Raw genomic sequence first — 20,320 nt, forward strand, 5'->3', positions numbered from 1 at the left:
TTAGCAATTTATAGTTCTAAAGGTTTACCTAATAATTTTTAGATGATAGAATAATAAGAATAAGGAGGTGCCATGTTGAGAGAAATAGATTATATGGCTATAGATGCTGCTAATAATCAGGATCTATTAAATAGTTTCATTGAGCAAAATGAATTGTTTATTTTGAAATGTACATCAAGAATAACCCGAAAATACATAACTAAAAGTGATGATGAATGGTCTGTTTCACTTCAGGCATTTGTACAAGCAATTAAAGGCTACGAATTAATTAAAGGAAATTTTCTCAGTTTTGCCGAGCTTATAATTCGTAGGCGTCTTATTGATTATCTTAGGCTTCAGAAGAAATATAACTTAGAATTGTCCGTAAATCCTGCCATATTTAATTGTCAGTTAGACGAAAATGAAAATGATAAAGATATTGCACTTGGACTTGCAGTAGCAGAAAAGATAATTCACCAAGAAAATTATACACTAAAATTTGAGATTGAAGCTGCAAATGAAGTATTTTTCTATTATGGCTTTTCTTTTTTAGATTTATCTACATGTTCACCTAAAGCTAAAAAGACAAAATCGTCCTGTGCAAAAGTTGTAGTATATTTACTCAATAACCCGATATTAATTAATGAATTACAAAGTTCAAAACAACTACCATTAAAAATAATTGAAAAAAATTTAAATGTACCCCGAAAAATATTAGAACGTCACCGAAAATATATAATAGCAGCAGTAGAGATACTATCCGGAGAGTATCCAAATCTAGCTTACTATTTCAGGTACATCAGAGAGGAGATTAATAAATGAAATCTGTTGTTGTAGAAATCAAGGCTGGCTATGCTGCAGTCCTTTCTGAAGATGGCTGCATATCAAAGGTAAAAGATAAAAATTATATCATTGGGCAGGTGATTGAAATGAAAAGTAGCAATTTAAAAAATATAAATAAATTAGTAATGTGTTCTGCTTTAACAGCTATGATTGCAATTGTAGGAGGCATAACACTATGGGCCTATAAAACACCTTACTCCTATGTGAGTTTAGATGTAAATCCTTCTATTGAATATTCTTTAAATCGTTTTGACAAGGTAATTAGTGTAACTGCAGTTAATGATGATGGTCAGGAAATTCTTAATGAACTTGAATTGAACAAGCTTGAAAATCAAAAAATTGAAGATGCAGTTGCTGAAACCGTTAATCAAATTAGTGAAGATGGTTATTTTGATAATAGCATTGATAATGACATTGATGGTGGAATTATTATTGCAACTTCTGGTGAAAATCAAGAAAAATCAGATGAACTTGCTGAAAAACTACAAGAAAGTTTAGAAACTGAAATTGAAGAAATAGGTGAAGATATTACCCTTGAAACTATAAGTGTTGGATTTGAACGAGTACAAAAAGCCAAAGAACTGGGTGTAACACCTGGTAAACTAAATTTAGTTGAAAAACTACAAAATAGTTCTTCAAATCCAGAAAGCATTATTCTTGAAGAGTGGTTAAACAAACCTGTTAAAGAAATTATGAGTGCTATCAAGGAAAATAAGAAAGCTAAAATAGAACAAACTGAAACTTCTGATGAAGATGAATCTACTGAAGAATCAACTACAGATAGTACAGAAGTGGCAGATGAAATAAAAACTGATAAAGCCCTAACTAAAGAAGCTGAAAATACCAATGATACTAAAGCTACTCAGGAAAGATCTAGCCAAAAATCTCAGAATAAAATAGAAAAAGCTACTAACAAGCTTGAAAAGACTGAGAATAAAGCTAATAAAAAATCTGAAGTAACTGAGAAAAAAAATAGCAACAATGCTGAAAAACCCAAAGAAAAAATACCTAACAAACCTGAGAAATCTAAAGAAAAAACACCTAATAAACCTGAAAATCCAGGAAAAAAGGGTAATTAAAAATCAAATAAAAACTAATAATAGTTTTTATATATATTACTTATATAACTAAAGATAAAAATATAACTTAAACAAACTAAAGATAAAAACATAATTTAAATAAACTAAAGATAAAAACATCGTAAAGTACAGAAAAATACAAAGAGTATGCCCCTAATGCCCCCATACTCTTTGTATTTTTTATATGCATATAAATACCTCTTAAACCCGCATGAACAGAACAACTATTTAACTAGTTAAATAGTTAAATATCTATATAAAATACTAATTTTATATTTGTATATTTATTTTACTGTTATTCTATTTTAGCATTATACCTAAAATATTCTTCTATACTATCAAAGCAAGTATCTATCATAAACTCTATTTCATCTTTACTTATTACATAAGGAGGTATGAAATAAAGTACATCACCTATAGCTCTTAATAGTAACCCTTTCTTCAATGCTATTTTATAAATCTCATAACCTACTCTACTTTGCCAAGAATATCTCTCCTTGGTACCTCTATCCTTTACTATTTCAATAGCAGTTATCATGCCTATACTTCTTACTTCTCCTATATGACTACAATTCTTTGCTCTTTCTATTGTAAGTTTTTCTATTAATCTTCCCTTAACTTTATTATTTTCTATTATATTTTCTTCTTCAAATATTTTTAGATTTTCTAAAGCAATAGCACAAGCCATAGCATTTCCTGCATAGGTATGACTATGTAAAAAAGATTTTCTTTCTGAGTAATCACCATAAAAACAATTATATATTTCATTAGTAGTCATAACTACAGACATTGGCATATATCCTGCAGAAATACCCTTTGAAAGGCACATAAAATCTGGGCTTATATCTGCATGATTACATGCAAACACCTCTCCTGTTCTTCCAAATCCCATGGCAATTTCGTCTACTATCAAATGTACATCATATTTATCACAAAGATTACGAAGCTTTTTAAGATAAATATGTGAATAAATTTTCATTCCTGCTGCACCTTGAACCATTGGCTCAACTATTACAGCACTTATCTCTTCATGATTTTCAACTAAACATTTTTCCATAGCTTCAAAGCATCTAGCACTACATTTATCTCTAGTACAACCATATTTACACCTATAACAATCTGGTCCATCAATCCTAAGAGTATCTAAAAGTAAGGGTTTATATATCATATTAAATGCATCAATATCACACACAGATAGAGCACCTAAAGTTTCTCCATGATAGGCATCACTTAAAGCTACAAATTTCTTCTTTTTAGTTTTATTTCTTTGCACATTATAGTGAAAGCTCATCTTTAAAGCTATTTCCACTGCAGAAGATCCATTATCTGAATAAAATACTTTATTTAATCCTTCTGGTGTTATGCTTACTAACTTTTCTGCTAAGTCAATAGCCGGTTTATTTGAAAAATTAGCAAAGATAACATGTTCTATTTCATCAATTTGATTCTTTATGGCTTTATTTATTCTTTTATTGCTATGGCCTAAGGTATTTGTCCACCAAGATGATATACAATCTAAATACTTGTTTCCATGAATATCATAAAGCCAAACACCTTCTCCTCTTTCAATAACTATAGGATTAAGCTCTTCGTAATCCTTCATCTGTGCACAAGGATGCCATATATATTCTAAATCTCTTTTTACATAATTCTTCATATAAACACCTACCCTTTACTACAATTCTTCCATCCATTCTATAATACTTTTATCATTAAAAATCCTTGATGCAGCAGTTCTTATATTATCTATATTACCTTTATCCAAGTTATCTATAGTTTTAAATTTACCTACAATAGAAATTCCAGTAAGTTTTTCTATAACCTTAATATTGTCTTTAGTTATATAATTGTCTTCATAATTATTTATAATAATTCCTTTTACTTTGATTCCCATGGACTCTATAAATTTCACAGTAAGTACTGTGTGGTTTATTGTTCCCACTCCACCTCTAGCTACAACCACGGTACTCATATTTAAATCCTTAATAAGGTCACCTAGTGTATATATTTCTTCATCCCTATTAATTAGAGGACATATTATACCACCACTACCTTCCGCAATTATAAAATCATATTTTTCTTTTAGCTTCTCAAATTTAGCCTTTATAATATTTAGATCTATAGGTTTATCTTCTATTTGGGCAGCTAAATGTGGAGATATGGCTGTCTTAAATATATATGGAGTTATATTTTCATAGGTTTCCTTTAATCCACTAACCTGGCTTACTAAGTCAGTATCCCCAGGAATCAGTTTATTACCGTCTTCTATAGCCCCACTTAAAGCTCCCTTAAAATATATTGCTCTGTGCCCTTTACTTCTAAGGATATGAAGCAGTCCTGCAGTTACAACAGTTTTTCCTACATCTGTATCCGTTCCAACTATAAATATACCCTTAGCCATTACTTCTAACCTTCAACTTTAGTTCACTTATCATTTTCTTATCATCACATATTTTATTACCAGAAGTGGTTAAATAATTTCCAGTAATAGTAGCATTTGCACCTGAGTTAAAGCATTCTTTCCCCAAATCCCTAATGAGATTTCTACCACCAGCTAATCTGATTAAAGCTTTAGGGTTTATAAACCTAAAAATAGCAATGGTCTTTAAAATATCATCTTGACTTAAATTTTTAGAATCTTCTAGGGGAGTACCTTTTACAGGATTAAGTACATTCACCGGAATAGACATAACCTTTAGTTCTTTCAATTCAAAAGCAAGATTGATTCTATCAACCCAACTTTCACCAAGTCCAATAATTCCTCCTGAACATACAGGTATACCTGCCTTCTGTGCAGCCTTTATGGTATCTATTCTTTCTTCATAACTATGAGTTGTACATATTTCCTTATAAAATTCCCTACTTGTTTCTAAGTTGTGATGATACATAGTTATTCCTCTTTCCTTTAACTTAAGTAGCTTGTCGTACTCAAGTATTCCTAAAGAGGCACATAATTTCATCTTTAGTTCTCTATTAAGTTTTTCATATATATCTAAAATTTTCTCAAAATCATTACTTGTAATACCCCTACCACTAGTAACTAAGGAGAATCTATTTACTCCCTCTGATTCATTTTCCTTTGCTAACTTTAATGCTACTTCCTTTGATACTAAATCATAGATTTCTGCATTAGTATTATAATGAACAGATTGAGCACAGAATTTACAATCTTCAGAACATCTACCTGACTTTGCATTCATGATAGAGCAAAGATCTACCTTATTACCACAAAAAGTTTTTCTTATATTATTAGCACTAAGACATAATTGTTCAATCTCTTCATTATTTCTAAGCTCTGTTAATGCCATTGCTTCTTGAAAATTTATGTATTCACCTGATAAGATTCTTATCTCTAAATCCTTAATAAAACTTTTCATACTTCAAGCCTTCTTTCACTTTTATTAAATATATCCAAACCTTTTGAATATAGGTACTATTTTTATTGCTACATAAGCTGCAAATGCTGTTAAAATCAAATCTCCAGATATACATAGTACAAAGCCATTAAAAAATGCAAAATATAGTGACATCGGTTGTCCTAGATATAAGTTATAGCTAATATAAAGATATATAACTCCAAATAAATAAATAAAAAATAGTCCAGCTAAAAGCATCCCCATAGCTTTAATAAAACTTAATTCCTTAATCTTTTCTCTTATCTTTCCTATGACATAAGCTGCCACTATAAATCCTATAAGATATCCAAAGGTAGGTTTAAATACATAGCTAAGCCCTCCCCCTTCAGTAAATACTGGTACACCTGCAAGTCCAACCATAACATAAATTATTTGGGATAGTGCGCCGAGTTTAGATCCTAAGATAACTCCTGCTAAAGCACAAAATAAGTATTGAAGAGTAAAAGGCACATAAGGTATTGGTATTTTAATAAATGCACCAATAGCAGTTAAGGCTGCAAACATAGCTACTAAAATCAAATTTCTCGTATTCTTGGTAGTTTTCATAATTCTCTCCTTAAAATATTTACTTTATAGTGTGATTATAATTAAGAATCTCTTAATTGTCAACCAACGTATTAATTCATAGTTTACAATATTAATATAAATATTTCCCCTTAGTCTAGGCTAAAAATACATTAGGTATTATTAACAAGCACATAAAAATGAGAGAGCATGCTCTTTATATAGCAATGCTCTCTCATTTATCAAGTATTATATTTATTATTTTTCATATGCTCTAATTCAAAATTCTTTTCTGATTTTCACCAAAAGTTTAGCCTGTACTTTAATATTTAACTAATTTTCAAGTAGCCTTTTTACTGGAACATAAATTTCCATAATCGTATCTGTTCGATAATGACAACGCTCATCATAAAATTCAAAATCTAATTTATCTTCGTCATAGATATATCCACTATCTTTAAACCATTCTTCAAATATATATTTCCAAGTTTCTTTAATCACTTCTGAAAACTTATCTTGGTTAGGGTCTACAGTAACATCCACTGGAGGAGTTGTAAATACTGCATACTCCGCCTCTGGTACTTCCACTGTAATCATATCCTCTGTAACTTTAGAGAAATCCTCAACAATGACTCCTAAAAGATAGCATACATTTCCCCCTTTATCAGTTGGAACGCATAGACCAACTTCCCCATGATTAGGAGGATTTAAGATTTCATACATCTTTGTTTCTAAATTTTCTCCATCATAATTGCTCCAAAAGGATGCAATATCCTTTGTATAACTTGTTCCTCCAATATTAGTATTTATTCCATATCCAGCTACCTTAAAAGCTGGCTTTTTAACAATAATAGGCTTCATAATATAACCTCCAATTTTAAATGTTATTCCATTATTAAAGTATCCATCCATTCTAGCTATATATTGTGTTGGACTATATCCAAAAGCTTTCCGAAAGGACTTTGAAAATCCACTAGGTGTTTCAAATCCATATTCAAGGGCAATATCAATAATTTTTCTTCCTTTAAATAGTTCTAATGCTGCTAATGATAGCTTACGTTTTCTAAGGTACTCCATTATAGATATACCTTTACATAAAGTAAAAACTCTACAAAAGTGGTTTACAGAATATCCCACATATTCAGCAACTTCACTCACAGTAATAACTTCCTTAATATTATTTTCTATAAATTCAATACACCTATCAATATCCTTACTGTAATTCACTTTTATCACGACCTTTTCCCTAGGGTATCTTTATTATATCAAGACTTTAAAATTTAAGCTGTTCCTAATTTGCTAAAATCTTAATCTATATAAAAAAAGTATGCTCATTTAAAAGCATACTTTCTATACATACTAATATTAATATTTATATTTGTCTATATGATTTCATTCTTCAATATTTTCTACAGCCCACTTATGCATAAGCTCCAATAAGGGAAGTAATGTCCTTCCCTTATCAGTAATAGAATATTCTACTTTGGGTGGAATCTGATGGTATTCCTCTCTATGAATTAATTTATCTCCTTCCAACTCCTTAAGCTGTTGAGATAACATTTTATGTGATATATTTGTTAGAGCTCTTTTTAACTCCCCATACCTCATTATACCTTTTGTAGATAAATACCAAAGAATAATAGGCTTCCACTTTCCTCCAATTAACTTTTGAGTATATTCTAATGGACACTTATATTTATTTTTATTTGTACCAGACATTTCAACATTACTCTCCTTTTATATAGTATCTTACACAAAAGTGCATACTATTAAAACTAATTACGCAAATATATAATTAGTATATAAAATAAATAAGTTTATTACAATCCACTTAAAATATAAGGAGTGTTTCTATGGAACTATTAGAAGTAATACAAAACAGAAGAAGTATAAGAAAATTTAAGCCTGATGAAGTACCTGAAGAGTACATTCACCAATTAATTGAAGCTGGAAGATTGGCGCCTTCTGGTACAAATCTTCAACCTGCACGATATATAGTAATAAAAAGTGAGGAGGCAAGAACTAAGCTAAAAGATTGTACTCCTTTACCTTTTGTTTCTGCTGCTCCAGCTATAATTGCTTGTTGTGTTGATACTAATTCTATCACATCGACTGGAGAAAGAATGAAGGAACTTAAAGAAGCTCAAGCATTTGTTGATACCCCTCTAAATAATGCAGATGAAAATTATAATAAAGGGAAACAAAGCATTGATACTGCTTCCTTAAAAGCTTATCTAAACTTAAATGTAGCTATAGCTATTGATCATATCACTCTTAGAGCTACAGATTTAGGACTCGGAAGCTGTTGGGTTATGATGTTTGATAAAGAAAAAGTTAAAGCACTTCTAAATCTTGAAGACAGATATGATGTTTTGGCCTTATTACCTATAGGATATCCTGACCAAACTCCTAAGCAAAGACCAAGATTAGATTATAATGAAGTGCTTTTAAAAGAAATATAGTATTGAGTAATATAATTATTAAGATTTAATAGTTATATTAAATTTATCTATTCAACATATCTTCAAATATAATTAAAAGACTATATAAAAGTGAAATAGTAATATTACTATATCATTTTCATATAGCCTTTTATTTTTTATTTTATGTATTTAAAAGTAAATATTTACTTTTTAATATTTTAATAGTATATTATATTGTAAGTGGTATAGTTTTTATGTGAACTTGTTTATATGAAAATAGAAACTTGTAGAAAGGATAATGTTATGGATAATTCACTCCTTCTCAATAGAGAAAAACTTATGGAAAAAATTCAATGTTATATTATTGAAAATAATTTATTACCTAATACCAAACTTCCTTCCGAAAGAGAATTTTGTAGTATGTGGGATTGTAATAGAACTACCTTAAAAAAAGCTATAGACCAATTAATTAATCATGGTAAATTATATAAAAAGAAAGGCTCAGGAACTTTTTTATCAGAGCCTAAACTTGAAAAAAATTTACAAAGTCTAAACTCTTTCCATGAATTTATAGATGAAAATTCTTTAAATTTATCTACCAAATTACTTTCATTAAAGCTATTAAATGATAATACTTTAGCCTATGAAAACCTAAAGGAAAGTTCTAATAACAATTTATGTGAACTAATTAGATTAAGATCAGTAGACTCCGTGCCCTTTGCTATAGAAAATAGTTATCTATCTTCCAAATATTATGATGAGCTAATTAGAAAAGATTTTGAAAAAACTTCTTTATATGAGGTTTTAAAAAAGGATTTTAATCTAAATTTAAAGAGTGGTTGGGAAGAAATATCCATGACCTATGCTACAGCCTTAGAATCAGAACTTTTAAAAGTTGAAGAAGGTTTTCCTCTTTTCTACCTCAAGGGTACTGTTCTAGAAGAAAAAGGTTTTCCCGTAGAATTTTTCTACTCTGTAATACGTGCAGATAGAGTGAAACTAAAAAGTGTATTAACAAGATAGGAGTTGATTATATTGAAAATAGCTACTGTAGGTGATAATTGTATGGATGTATATTTAAACTTAGGTAAAAGTTATCCTGGTGGAAATCCCGTAAATGTAGCAGTATATATGAAAGAATTAAATGAAATCTCTTCCTATGTTGGAGTGGTTGGTAATGATAAATATGGAGAATTAATGATTAATTCCATTAATTCTAAAGGGGTAGATACTTCTCATGTTCGGGTATTAGAAGGGGCTACAGCTATAACAGAGGTTGCATTAATAAATGGAGATAGAGTCATGGGAAATTATTATGAAGGTGTATTAAGTAAATTTACACTTACTAATGACGATTTAGATTTCATTTGTAACCATGATCTTTTTCATACAGCCTATTGGGGTAAAACTGAAAACTACCTTTGCCACATCAAAGAAAAAAATATTCCTATTTCTTTTGATTATGCTACTAAATTAGAAGACTCTCTTATTAATAAAACTATCCATTATGTAGACTATGCATTTTTTTCTTATTCTAAAATAGATGACTATATAAAAAACTTTATGAAGGATATTCATAGTAAAGGACCTAAAATAGTAGTTGTAACTCTTGGCAATAAGGGCAGTGTTGCCTATGATGGTAAAGAATTTATTTTTCAAGACATCATAGAAACAAAGGTAGTTGACACTTTAGGTGCTGGAGACTCCTTCATAGCAGGTTTTTTAAAGGGTATTCTTAATAAAAGCTCCATAAAAGAATCCATGCTTCTTGGTGCTAAAACTGCATCTAAAACATTAAAATATTTTGGTGCTTGGTAATGACTGAGAATAATTCAAAAAAACAACTAAGTGGTTCCTCTCCTTTATATACTCAACTAAGGGATATCTTAAGGGATAAAATTATTAGTGGTGAATTCAAGGTTGGTACAGCAATTCCCTCTGAAAATGAATTATCTAATACCTATGGAATAAATCGTCTAACAGTACGTAATGCTATATCCATTCTTATCCGTGAAGGATTGTTAAAGAGTATTAAAGGTAAGGGTGTATTTGTTCTTAATTCTAAAATTGAAAGAGACTTATATACCTTAAGAGGTTTTACTAAAACTATGAAGGATAAGAATACATCTTCAAAAACCACTATATTAAATAAAACTACCAAACCTGCTGGAAAACTTTTGAGTAAAAAGTTTAATATAAATGAAGATGATGATATCTATGTTATAAAGAGACTGTGTTATGCCAACAAAGAACCTATATCCCTAGAATACATTCATATTCCAAAATATATACTACCTAATTTAGATAAAATCAATCTATCCTTTTTTTCAATATATGAACTCTTTGAGGTTTATAATATAAATCTTGTTACTGCAGATGAAACCTTGGAAATCGTTCGACTAGATGATAAGCATAGTAAACTTTTATCTCTAGATACACCTTCCTGGGTAATGTTATTTGAGTGTACTAGCTATGATGATACTGGAAGAGTTATAGAATTTACAAAGACCTATACAAGAGGAGATAAATGTAACTATAATGTACATTTTAATAAATGATATAGAAAGAAGGTATTTATATGTTAAATATTGATAAGTCCACTGTAGATTTTCTTGTTACAGAAAATATGGTTACAGAAGTTGAAAAAGTATTAGAAAAGGACGTTCCTAAAATTAGAAACATAGTTAATGAAATAGCTAAAAGGGGAATTAACAAAGTTTATTTTGTAGCTTGTGGTTCACCTCTTTGTGCTTGTGAAACTGCTACTATATTATTTGAAAAATACTCAAATATTAATTCTAAAGCTTATAGTGGCTATGACTTTTTAGATTCTACACCTTATAATTTAGATGAAAAAACAGCAGTGATCGCTCTATCTCAATCTGGAAACACTGAAGAAGTAGTAGAAGCTTTAAAAAAGGCTAAAGCTACTGGTGCACTTACTGTCAGCGTTACTCGTGATCCTTCTGGAAACTTATTAGCTCCTGTAGGTGACTATTTAGTAGCCTATGAAGCTGAATGCATCTGGGAAATTCACTTATTAATTACTTATACCTTTGCATTAGAACTTATCAATAAAGTTACACCAAGCCTTGAAATAACTAAAATTCTAGAAGATATATTAAAGCTTCCTAAAATTTTAGGAAAGTTAGTAACAAGTTGGGAATCTAAAGGACGAACCCTCGGTGAAAAAGCTTCTAATTGGGATATAATATATACTGTGGCTGCAGGTCCACTAACCCCTTTAGCCTATAAAGAAGGAGTTATTACAATGATGGAATTTGCTTGGACTCATGGAGCAAGTATAAATAGTAGTGAATTCCGCCATGGCCCTTTAGAAATTGTTGAAGAAAGAGTACCTTTTATTTTTCTATTAGGTACAGATGAATCTAGACATACTACTGAAAGAACTATAAATTTTGTTAAGAAATTAGATCAGGATTATATTGTCTTTGATTATAAAGAAATAGCTGAAGACCTTCATCCTATGCTATCACCTTTTGTACTTTTTGTCCCTCTCGAGTGGTTTTTCTATTATCTTTCAATTTACAAAGATCACAATCCAGATGATAGAAGATATTATGGAGGTATTGTTAAATACTAAAAATAAGGATGTGATTATTCATGACTGAACATAAAAAATGTAACTGCGAAAATTGTCTTCATAAATTATGTGTAGAAAGAGTTCCAATTTTCTCTGGTTTAAATTCTGAAGAATTAAGTAAAGTAGCTACCTTAATTGTAAAAAAGCAATATGAAAAAGGTGAGCTAATTATAATGGAAGAAAGTTATTTAGAAAATCTAATCATTATAGATAAGGGTAAGGTAAAAGTATTTCGTTATACTATTGAAGGCAAAGAGCAGATCCTATATATATTTGATCACGGTGACTTCTTTGGTGAAAAAAATCTCTTAAATAATCAACAATCTACCTATAATGTTGAAGCATTAGAAACTACTTATATTTGCATGATAAATAAAAATGACTTTCAAAAACTTTTAATTAATTATCCTAAAATAGGGATTAAAATCATAGAAGAATTATGTAGTCGAATGGATAAAATAGAAAGCTCAGTTCAAAATATGGGTACTAAAAACATAGAGTGGCGTATAAATTCACTACTTCTTGATTTTGCAGAAAGGTATGGTAAAAAACATCCTAATGGTGTTATTGTAGAGCTCCCATTAAGCCGTGAAGGAATAGCTAACTATATAGGTACTGCTAGAGAAACGGTTAGTAGGAAATTAAGCGTACTACAAGATGAAGGTGTCATTGATATGATAGGAAATAAACAGATTTTGATACGAGATATAGATGCTTTAATGAATTAAAAAATAAAAATAATTAGATAGTTTGTTTTAAAACTATGACTCCAGTCACAGAATATTTTATATAACTAATATATTATAGAGTTATAAACAAGAAAACTTTAAATAACACTGTATTGGAGGAATATATATGAATAAATTTAATAGTTCTCAAACCGTAGGAGAAATTGTTTCAATTATGCCTAAGGCTAGTGAAATTTTCAAACAATATAAAATTGATTTTTGCTGTGGAGGTAATAGACCCCTTGAAGAGGTACTCTATGAATTACATCTTGATGAAAATCTAATATTAAATAAAATAAATGAGATTTTTGAAGAAAGTAATAATACAAAAGAAGTATTCATAGATTTTAGGGCATTGACATCAAGTGAATTAATTGACCATATTGAAAATACTCATCATGCCTATACTAAGAGAGTACTTCCTGAATTAGGAGAGTTAACAACAAAAATAATGAGAGTTCATGGTATAAACCATAATGTACTATTCAGAGTCCATAAGCTCTTTTCAATGCTTAAAACTGAGTTAGAGCAACATTTGCTTAAAGAAGAACAAATTCTTTTCCCATTAATTAAAGAATATGATAAAAATCCAAGTGTTAATCAACTTCAAAAAATTAATGAAGTAATTAATGAAATCGAAGAGGAGCATGAAGGTGCTGGAGATATTTTAAAGGAACTTAGAAAAATTACCAATGATTTCAAAGTTCCTAATGACGGTTGTAATACCTATGTTATAACCTTTAAAATTATTGAAGAACTAGAGAGTGATTTATTCCAGCATATTCACCTTGAAAACAATATTCTATTTAAGAGAATGAACTTGGATATTAACAAACATCAATAAGTAACTTTCTTAAAATAAAAAAATTTACAAGCCTAAGGATAATTTATTTCCTTAGGCTTTTTATCATTTTATTCCATACTTGTTTTATATCTTTACATTTTCTCTGATTTCTTATTTATTTAAAAGAGCTTTATCTGGAGTTACAAGAATTTTCACATGTTTTTTCTTTTCAGGACCGGTCAAAGCTCCAAATCCTTCTTCAACTATATCTTCAAGTGCTATTTTCTTAGTTATATATCCTTCTGCCTTAATTCTTCCATCGCTCATTTGCGCAATTGTTGCTGGAAACTCATGTCTATAGGCTAAAGTTCCTACTATTTTCTTTTCAGAAAATACTAAGACATTAGGGTTAAAGTTTATTTCATCTTCCCAAATACTTGTTATTACCATAACTCCTTCATATTTTAGACTATCTATGCCTATATCAAAGCCTATCTTTGCTCCTGTAGTTTCAAAGGCAACATCTACACCTGTTCCACCAGTGAGTTTTTTAACCTCCATAGCTATATCAACTTCATTTGGATCAAGAACAACATCTGCTCCTGCCCTCTTTGCATATTCCTGTCTTATTGATTTTCTTTGTAACACTACTACTAATTTTGCTCCTGCTGCTTTTAAGCATTCAATAGTTGCAAGACCTATTGGTCCTGAACCAAGTACTATGGCAGTATCTCCTGTTTTAAAATTAGCAATTCTAATAGAATGAAGTGCTACCGCCATTGGTTCTACTAAAGCTCCTTGTTCATAAGTCATCCCCTCTGGCATTTTATGCACATATTCTTCTGGAAATACAGTATATTCTGCAAGTCCTCCACCACTACCACAAAGTCCGTGAAATCCTAATGAAGAGCACAGATTGTATTTACATTCTCTACATGCTGGACATTCTCTACAAGCCACTATAGGTTCTACAATAACTCTATCACCTATTTCAAACTTTGTTACTCCTTCTCCTACTTCTACAACTTCCCCTGAAAATTCGTGCCCTAGAACTACTGGTGCTATATTCCCACTTAAAGGATGAGGTTGTCCAACAGGTATAAAAATAGGTCCTCCTAAATATTCATGCAAATCTGAACCACATATTCCACACCATTTAACTTTAATTTTTATATTTCCTTTAGTAACCTTTGGTTCATCTACCTCTTCAACTCTAATATCTTTCTTAGCATACCATAATGCTGCTTTCATAATAAAAGTACCTCCTAAAAAATATAATCTAATATATTGTTAATATTCTCACATATTTATTATGCAAGACTTATGCCAAAATCATTGTTTAAAATACTTTTTAAAACATTATTCATCCTATTTTGCCTGCAGCTATGAAAATGACTACATTGAGTCCCATTCTACATTTCTAATTAAATTTACTTTAAACCTTATTCAAAAATTTAATTTATATAGTAAACTAAAAAATCTCAAAATGATACACAACTCAGTGTCTCATCTTGAGATTTACTATTTTAAATTCTCATTTTGATACATATATAATTCTAATCATTGATAATAAAAAAACAAAGTAATTTATAGGTCATTTATGTTATATTTTTTTATCTTTCTATAAATAGTAGCTCTACTTATACCTAGCATTTCCGCAGACTTTAATATGTTACCTCCGCAAAAGTTAATAGCTTTTATTATACTTTCTCTTTCTAAAATATCTATAGGTACTATTTCATCTACATCACTTGCTTTCTCATTATTAAAATTAGCTTCTATTATTTGTGACTTTTCCAAAGATTGTACACAAATTATATCCTTTTCACTAGAATAATAATCCCTTTCTATAGCATTTCTAAGTTCTCTTACATTTCCAGGCCAATCATGTTTTTTTAGTTCATTTATATAATCTGTTGTTATTAGTTTATATTTAGCTTTATTTTTAAAATTAAGACTATTAACAAAGTGTCTTGCTAGTGTCTCTATATCTTCCTTTCTTTCCTTCAAAGGGATGGTTTTTATATTCATTACATTTAACCTGTAATACAAATCTTCTCTAAAAGCTTTTTTACTTATCTCTTCTTTTAACTCTTTATTAGTTGCTCCTATTATTCTTACATCTAATTTCTTTTCGTAATTTCCGCCTACTCTAACTATGGTATTGTTATCTAAAACTCTTAATAATTTCGATTGCATATCTAAAGGAAGTTCTCCTAATTCATCTAAGAAAATTGTTCCACCATCTGCTAATTCAAATTTCCCTGGATGTCCCTCTTTAGCAGCTCCAGTAAAAGCGCCCTTATCATAACCAAAAAATTCACTTTCCATTAGATCTCTAGGAATTGAAGCACAGTTTACAGCTACAAAAGGTCCATCACTTCTTTGACTATAATTATGTATAGCTTGAGCTACCAGTTCTTTTCCCGTACCGCTAGGTCCTTCTATTAATATATTGCAATCACTTCTTGAAGCCCTTTTTGCAAAATTTATCATATTTATCATTTTATCGTTACTAGTTACAATGTCTTTAAACTTATAGTTAGCCTTATATCCTACCACTTTATTTACAAACCTATGTACAGATTTACTTTCTCTAAAAGTTATAACTACTCCCATGGACCTATTATTAACATTCATAGGTACAACATTTAATATACATTTTATTCTTTTATTATTAATATTAAAGTCACATTCTATGTTATTATACGTTTCCTCATAATTTTCTATAATGTAATCAAAATTTAAATTACCTAGAGCTTCTTTTATATTTATTTCAAATATTTCATCTTGATTCATATCTAAAATATTTTCTGCTCTATGATTCACTCTCTTAATATTAAATTTTTCATCTATTACTATCATTCCCTCTACAATGGAATCAAAAGTTATATTTAATAAATTATAGGATAATATAAGTTCTAACTGTTTCTTTATGGATTCAGCTGCTGCAATAACTATTCCTAAAGTATGCAGATGTGCATCCTTGCATATGCCAGACATATTTATACACCCTATTATTTTCCCATCACTATCATGTATAGGTGCTGATGAACACGTCCAAGAATGTTGTTGTATACCATAATGCTCAGCCCCAATAGTTTGAATTGGTTTATTTAGATATAAGCAAGTTCCTATAGCATTAGTTCCTACTGCTTTTTCTGACCATAAGGCTCCCTTTGTAAATCTTAAATCCCTAGCTTTTTCTAAAATACTATCATCACCAATAACATCTATTATATATCCATCTTTATCTGCAAGGAATAAAGCAAAGCCTGAACCTGATATGGTGTTATACAAATTCTCCATTATAGAATGTGCTACTGAAACTAAATCTATATTCTCTTTAACTTTAATTCCTACAGGAGCTTTATATTTCTCAACACCTCTTCCATCCATATAGTCTACATTATACTCTTTACATCTTATCCATGAATCTCTTATATCTTTTTTAACTTTTTTATTATCTATACCGTATTTCACAAATTCATTCCATGCTTTTGTAATTAATTCCGTATAATTATCCATTCTTACACTCCCACCCCTTAAGAAATATATACTTAAAACAATAAATTTATTATTTTAGTATTTGTTTTATATCACCATGGAAAAAATATATAACTGTACTTTATAGCCGTATCCATAAACCCATCCTCGTTTTTTTTTATATTTCCCTAATGACTTAACTTCCCTAAAAATAACAATGCCTGATATAATTACAGCTATTTCTATCAGTTTAAGATCGTTACTAAACATGCTTATTGTATGTTAGGGTATATTTGTATAAATATCCAACTAAAAAATCAAACTTGTTTCACAAACAAAATATGAAAACAAGTTCTAAAATTATATTTATAATTGTTGCAATTCTCATTGTAAACATATATATATTAGGATTCCCATCAGAGTTTATAGAGTGATTTAATCCAAATGTACATAAATTAAATAAAGTTCCTTGGATTAATGGTCTAATATAAATTCTATCTAACACATTATACATCATATTTACTACCATGCCTATAATCGCAGGAATAGAAAATTTCATTATTAATTTAACTATTACTAAATTACCTAATTCTTCTTGATTTTTCTTTAAACTACTTGTTTCTATAATATCATCCTAATTGAATATATTGAATAATGTTTCTGTTGAGTATGTAACATGTTTTTAAATCATAATATAGATAATATAAGATACTATGATGGTACCATTGAGCATTTAAAATAACATATAACAACATCCTTAATCGAAGGCTAAGTTTAAACGTCGCAGTAACCTATAACTTTTAGTATAATTACGAATGAAAAATAGAGTACTACCATAATGGTAGCACTCTATTTTTCATCTAACTTTATAAAGTATTCTGCTACTATAACTTATTAATTCGCTCTTTACATAGTTTTATGATTTTTATTGGTGGCCTTGACTACTTTTACAATTTCATACCAACTTACTGAAATTATAGACATGAAAATAGCTACCCCAAATTGTTTCAAAGATAAAGGTGAAAGCTTTAAAAAAACATTTATTGGAGTATAAAGTATCAATAAAAGACCTGCTATTGTACCCAAACTTACACCCCACATTATTTTATCTTTAGCTAACCTCTTAACAGATTTAATAGCCAATTCAGAATCTGAACTATTAACTTGAACTAATAATATATTAGCCATCAGTATAATAGTTAACCCCATTGCTCTTGCAAGTGATGCATTATTGGGATACTTACTTAAAAAAGTAAAATAAGTTCCGAATGATGCTCCAAATATAATAACCCCTTGAAGTATGCTTTTAAAAAGCATTTTAGACGTTAACAATTTTTCATTAGGATCACGAGGTTTTCTCTTCATGATATCATACTCTGCTGGTTGGCGCTCTAACACAATAGAACATGTAGGATCAATTACAAGTTCAAGTAAAACCACATGTAGTGGAAGTAACAAAAGACTTGTAGGACTTATTGCTAATAAAGGAGCAAGTACTGAAGCAAATGCTATAGGAATATGAATTGTAAATACATAGCCAACAGCTTTTCTTATATTATCATAAATTCTTCTGCCATCTTCTATTGTATCTACTATAGTAGAAAAGTTATCATCAAGTAATATTAAATCCGCAGCTTCCCTTGAAACCTCTGAGCCACGTTTCCCCATTGCAATACCTATATCTGCATGTTTAAGTGCGGGAGCATCATTAACTCCATCTCCAGTCATTGCTACTATTTCTCCATTTTCCTTAAAAGCTTTAACAATTCTCATTTTGTGTTCCGGCACAACTCTAGAAAAAATGCTAACTTGTTTAACTTTTTCACATAACTCCTCGTCACTCATTCTGTTAATGTCATCACCTGTAATTACTTTATCAATGTTCTCCATTCCAATTTGATTAGCAATAGAGCTTGCAGTTATACCATTATCTCCTGTTATCATTACAACTCTAATTCCAGCCTCTATGCACGTTTTTATGTCTTCCTTTACAGAATCTCTTGGAGGATCTGCAAGTCCAACTATTCCACAAAATTGCAAAACGCACTCATTTAAAATATCTGGTACATTGCTTATGCTATCATATTTTGTTCTACCGATAGCTATAACTCTAAGTCCTTTTCTGGACATTTCTATAATTTTATCTTGAATTAATTTTTGTTCTTTCTCTGTTAACTTGCATATTTTAATGATACTCTCAGGTGATCCCTTAGCTGATATCATTATTTGATTATTTTTTAACCAAACATTCCCCATCATTTTGTCTTCATTACTAAAAGCATATTCTTTAATTAATTCACCATGAAAAATCATATCTTCAGTAATTTCATTTTCCTCACAATAGGATATCATCGCTTTTTCCATAGGATCATATGCATCTATTTTACATCCCATTCCCATTGTACTAACTACTGACTTTATATCATTATCAAAACTCCAAGTATCTCTAACTTTCATCTTATTCATTGTTATCGTCCCTGTTTTATCTACGCAAAGCACAGAAACTGCTCCTAAGGTCTCTACAGAAGGTAATCTTCTAACAATTGAGTTCTTTTTAGCTAATCTCCAAGCTCCCATTGATAAAAATACTGTTAGAATAACTGGGAATTCTTCTGGTATCATAGCCATTGCAAGAGTGACACCAGATAAAATACTTTCTATAATTCTATCCATAAAAGCATGGTCTGAAATGTTAAAATAAGTTACTATTCCAACAAATATAAATAGAACTGCTGCTATTAATGCACATAACTTTACTAATTTACCCGTTTGCTTTTGGAGTGGAGTTGGGCTATCTGATGCTTCCACAATATCCTTTCCTATTTTTCCATATTCAGTAGATAACCCTATTTTGTCTACTAATATTGTACCTGATCCTTGTATAACTAATGTTCCAGCATAACAATAATCACGTCGCCAATAATCATTAGTTTCTACTCTATCATCTTGTTTAGATATTTTCCATACACCTTCCGATTCTCCAGTAAGAGATGACTCATCAATACATAGTGTACTTCCTTTTAAAATTATGCCATCTGCTGGTATCTTAATACCTTCCTCAATGTACATTATATCATCAGGAACTAAATCTTCACTCTTAATTACCTTTTTAACTCCATCCCTACATACAGTTATATGAGGTGCTGATAAATCTTTTAATGCATCCAAGGTTTTATCAGTTTTCCATTCCTGTATTACTTCAATACTAATAATTCCAACGACAAAGATAAGCATAATACTACCATCTCTCGGTTCTCCTAAGATGAAGTATATTACAGCTGCAACAATTAGTAATAAAAACATTGGTTCACTAATAACCTTTAAGATTTTGTTTAAAAAGCCCTCTTTCTTTTTTGATATAAGTTCATTCTTTCCATATTTTTTCTGACGGTAATGTGCCTCATCACTTGTAATCCCTTCCATAGCTTTGATTTGTTGTTCTGTCATACTAGTTACCTCCAATTTTAAATTATT

At 29.8% G+C, this 20,320-nt stretch carries 18 protein-coding genes; 9 read left to right on the forward strand and 9 right to left on the reverse strand.

Going from position 1 to position 20,320, the window contains the following annotated elements; translation table 11 throughout:
* Positions 1-75 precede the first annotated feature (75 nt).
* Together B3B03_RS04935 and B3B03_RS04940 are read left to right on the forward strand one after the other, a co-directional pair.
* Positions 76-801, forward strand: a complete 726-nt coding sequence (locus B3B03_RS04935) for a hypothetical protein (protein WP_346876612.1) — start codon at positions 76-78, stop codon at positions 799-801.
* A complete protein-coding gene (locus tag B3B03_RS04940; protein WP_346847593.1) occupies positions 798-1,901 on the forward strand; it encodes an anti-sigma-I factor RsgI family protein in 1,104 nt (367 codons plus the stop codon). The genes B3B03_RS04935 and B3B03_RS04940 overlap by 4 nt, the downstream gene beginning before the upstream one ends.
* 295 nt (positions 1,902-2,196) lie before the next feature.
* Here the strand turns inward: B3B03_RS04940 and bioA are convergent, their stop codons facing one another.
* The 6 genes from bioA to B3B03_RS04970 form a co-directional block, all read right to left on the reverse strand.
* Positions 2,197-3,558: an adenosylmethionine--8-amino-7-oxononanoate transaminase gene (bioA, locus tag B3B03_RS04945; protein ID WP_346876613.1), complete on the reverse strand. Its 1,362-nt coding sequence runs from the start codon at positions 3,556-3,558 to the stop codon at positions 2,197-2,199.
* An 18-nt stretch (positions 3,559-3,576) separates the two neighbouring features.
* Positions 3,577-4,302, reverse strand: a complete 726-nt coding sequence (gene bioD / locus B3B03_RS04950; protein WP_346847595.1) for a dethiobiotin synthase — start codon at positions 4,300-4,302, stop codon at positions 3,577-3,579.
* Positions 4,295-5,278: a biotin synthase BioB gene (bioB, locus tag B3B03_RS04955; protein ID WP_346847596.1), complete on the reverse strand. Its 984-nt coding sequence runs from the start codon at positions 5,276-5,278 to the stop codon at positions 4,295-4,297. Before bioB ends, bioD begins: the two co-directional genes overlap by 8 nt.
* Before the next feature lie 24 nt (positions 5,279-5,302).
* Positions 5,303-5,863 (reverse strand): biotin transporter BioY, encoded by a 561-nt coding sequence (locus B3B03_RS04960; RefSeq protein WP_150841584.1) that lies wholly within the window; start codon positions 5,861-5,863, stop codon positions 5,303-5,305.
* A gap of 291 nt (positions 5,864-6,154) precedes the next feature.
* Positions 6,155-7,048 (reverse strand): AraC family transcriptional regulator, encoded by an 894-nt coding sequence (locus tag B3B03_RS04965; protein ID WP_346847598.1) that lies wholly within the window; start codon positions 7,046-7,048, stop codon positions 6,155-6,157.
* Between the two features lie 165 nt (positions 7,049-7,213).
* Positions 7,214-7,540, reverse strand: coding sequence for a helix-turn-helix domain-containing protein (locus tag B3B03_RS04970; RefSeq protein WP_346847599.1), 327 nt, complete (start codon positions 7,538-7,540; stop codon positions 7,214-7,216).
* Between the two features lie 134 nt (positions 7,541-7,674).
* On the opposite strand from B3B03_RS04970, the gene B3B03_RS04975 reads away from it, so the two are divergent.
* From B3B03_RS04975 to ric, 7 genes are all read left to right on the forward strand, one after another.
* Complete coding sequence (locus tag B3B03_RS04975; RefSeq protein WP_346847600.1) at positions 7,675-8,283, forward strand: nitroreductase family protein; 609 nt, start codon at positions 7,675-7,677, stop codon at positions 8,281-8,283.
* A 231-nt stretch (positions 8,284-8,514) separates the two neighbouring features.
* Positions 8,515-9,267, forward strand: a complete 753-nt coding sequence (locus B3B03_RS04980) for a GntR family transcriptional regulator (protein ID WP_346847601.1) — start codon at positions 8,515-8,517, stop codon at positions 9,265-9,267.
* A gap of 12 nt (positions 9,268-9,279) precedes the next feature.
* Positions 9,280-10,062 carry a fructoselysine 6-kinase gene (gene frlD, locus B3B03_RS04985; RefSeq protein WP_346847602.1) on the forward strand — a complete coding sequence of 261 codons (783 nt, stop codon included), beginning with the start codon at positions 9,280-9,282 and terminating at the stop codon, positions 10,060-10,062.
* Positions 10,062-10,802 (forward strand): GntR family transcriptional regulator, encoded by a 741-nt coding sequence (locus tag B3B03_RS04990; RefSeq protein ID WP_346847603.1) that lies wholly within the window; start codon positions 10,062-10,064, stop codon positions 10,800-10,802. Before frlD ends, B3B03_RS04990 begins: the two co-directional genes overlap by 1 nt.
* Before the next feature lie 20 nt (positions 10,803-10,822).
* Entirely contained in the window at positions 10,823-11,848 is a 1,026-nt protein-coding gene (gene frlB / locus B3B03_RS04995; RefSeq protein WP_346876614.1) for a fructoselysine 6-phosphate deglycase, read from the forward strand.
* A 20-nt stretch (positions 11,849-11,868) separates the two neighbouring features.
* Complete coding sequence (locus B3B03_RS05000; RefSeq protein WP_346876615.1) at positions 11,869-12,576, forward strand: Crp/Fnr family transcriptional regulator; 708 nt, start codon at positions 11,869-11,871, stop codon at positions 12,574-12,576.
* Between the two features lie 127 nt (positions 12,577-12,703).
* The gene (ric, locus tag B3B03_RS05005) at positions 12,704-13,420 is read left to right on the forward strand and encodes an iron-sulfur cluster repair di-iron protein (protein WP_346876616.1); all 717 of its coding nucleotides are present in this window, start codon (positions 12,704-12,706) and stop codon (positions 13,418-13,420) included.
* 111 nt (positions 13,421-13,531) lie between these two features.
* On the opposite strand, the gene B3B03_RS05010 is transcribed toward ric, so the two are convergent.
* The 3 genes from B3B03_RS05010 to B3B03_RS05020 form a co-directional block, all read right to left on the reverse strand.
* Positions 13,532-14,611, reverse strand: coding sequence for a 2,3-butanediol dehydrogenase (locus tag B3B03_RS05010; protein WP_346876617.1), 1,080 nt, complete (start codon positions 14,609-14,611; stop codon positions 13,532-13,534).
* Positions 14,612-14,947: 336 nt separating this feature from the next.
* Positions 14,948-16,888, reverse strand: a complete 1,941-nt coding sequence (locus B3B03_RS05015) for a sigma-54-dependent Fis family transcriptional regulator (protein ID WP_346876618.1) — start codon at positions 16,886-16,888, stop codon at positions 14,948-14,950.
* An 864-nt stretch (positions 16,889-17,752) separates the two neighbouring features.
* Complete coding sequence (locus tag B3B03_RS05020; RefSeq protein WP_346876619.1) at positions 17,753-20,293, reverse strand: cation-translocating P-type ATPase; 2,541 nt, start codon at positions 20,291-20,293, stop codon at positions 17,753-17,755.
* Positions 20,294-20,320: the final 27 nt, after the last annotated feature.

It is taken from the genome of Clostridium sp. UBA5712 (assembly GCF_002419845.1).
GTDB classification, from domain to species: domain Bacteria; phylum Bacillota; class Clostridia; order Clostridiales; family Clostridiaceae; genus Clostridium_J; species Clostridium_J sulfidigenes.

What these genes read in the sequence shown, in the direction of transcription:
- B3B03_RS04940 (WP_346847593.1), top strand. Translation starts at nt 798, where the DNA reads ATGAAATCTGTTGTTGTAGAAATCAAGGCTGGCTATGCTGCAGTCCTT.
- bioA (WP_346876613.1), bottom strand. Translation starts at nt 3,558, where the DNA reads ATGAAGAATTATGTAAAAAGAGATTTAGAATATATATGGCATCCTTGT.
- bioD (WP_346847595.1), bottom strand. Translation starts at nt 4,302, where the DNA reads ATGGCTAAGGGTATATTTATAGTTGGAACGGATACAGATGTAGGAAAA.
- bioB (WP_346847596.1), bottom strand. Translation starts at nt 5,278, where the DNA reads ATGAAAAGTTTTATTAAGGATTTAGAGATAAGAATCTTATCAGGTGAA.
- B3B03_RS04960 (WP_150841584.1), bottom strand. Translation starts at nt 5,863, where the DNA reads ATGAAAACTACCAAGAATACGAGAAATTTGATTTTAGTAGCTATGTTT.
- B3B03_RS04970 (WP_346847599.1), bottom strand. Translation starts at nt 7,540, where the DNA reads ATGTCTGGTACAAATAAAAATAAATATAAGTGTCCATTAGAATATACT.
- B3B03_RS04975 (WP_346847600.1), top strand. Translation starts at nt 7,675, where the DNA reads ATGGAACTATTAGAAGTAATACAAAACAGAAGAAGTATAAGAAAATTT.
- B3B03_RS04980 (WP_346847601.1), top strand. Translation starts at nt 8,515, where the DNA reads ATGAAAATAGAAACTTGTAGAAAGGATAATGTTATGGATAATTCACTC.
- B3B03_RS04990 (WP_346847603.1), top strand. Translation starts at nt 10,062, where the DNA reads ATGACTGAGAATAATTCAAAAAAACAACTAAGTGGTTCCTCTCCTTTA.
- frlB (WP_346876614.1), top strand. Translation starts at nt 10,823, where the DNA reads ATGTTAAATATTGATAAGTCCACTGTAGATTTTCTTGTTACAGAAAAT.
- B3B03_RS05000 (WP_346876615.1), top strand. Translation starts at nt 11,869, where the DNA reads ATGACTGAACATAAAAAATGTAACTGCGAAAATTGTCTTCATAAATTA.
- ric (WP_346876616.1), top strand. Translation starts at nt 12,704, where the DNA reads ATGAATAAATTTAATAGTTCTCAAACCGTAGGAGAAATTGTTTCAATT.
- B3B03_RS05010 (WP_346876617.1), bottom strand. Translation starts at nt 14,611, where the DNA reads ATGAAAGCAGCATTATGGTATGCTAAGAAAGATATTAGAGTTGAAGAG.
- B3B03_RS05015 (WP_346876618.1), bottom strand. Translation starts at nt 16,888, where the DNA reads ATGGATAATTATACGGAATTAATTACAAAAGCATGGAATGAATTTGTG.
- B3B03_RS05020 (WP_346876619.1), bottom strand. Translation starts at nt 20,293, where the DNA reads ATGACAGAACAACAAATCAAAGCTATGGAAGGGATTACAAGTGATGAG.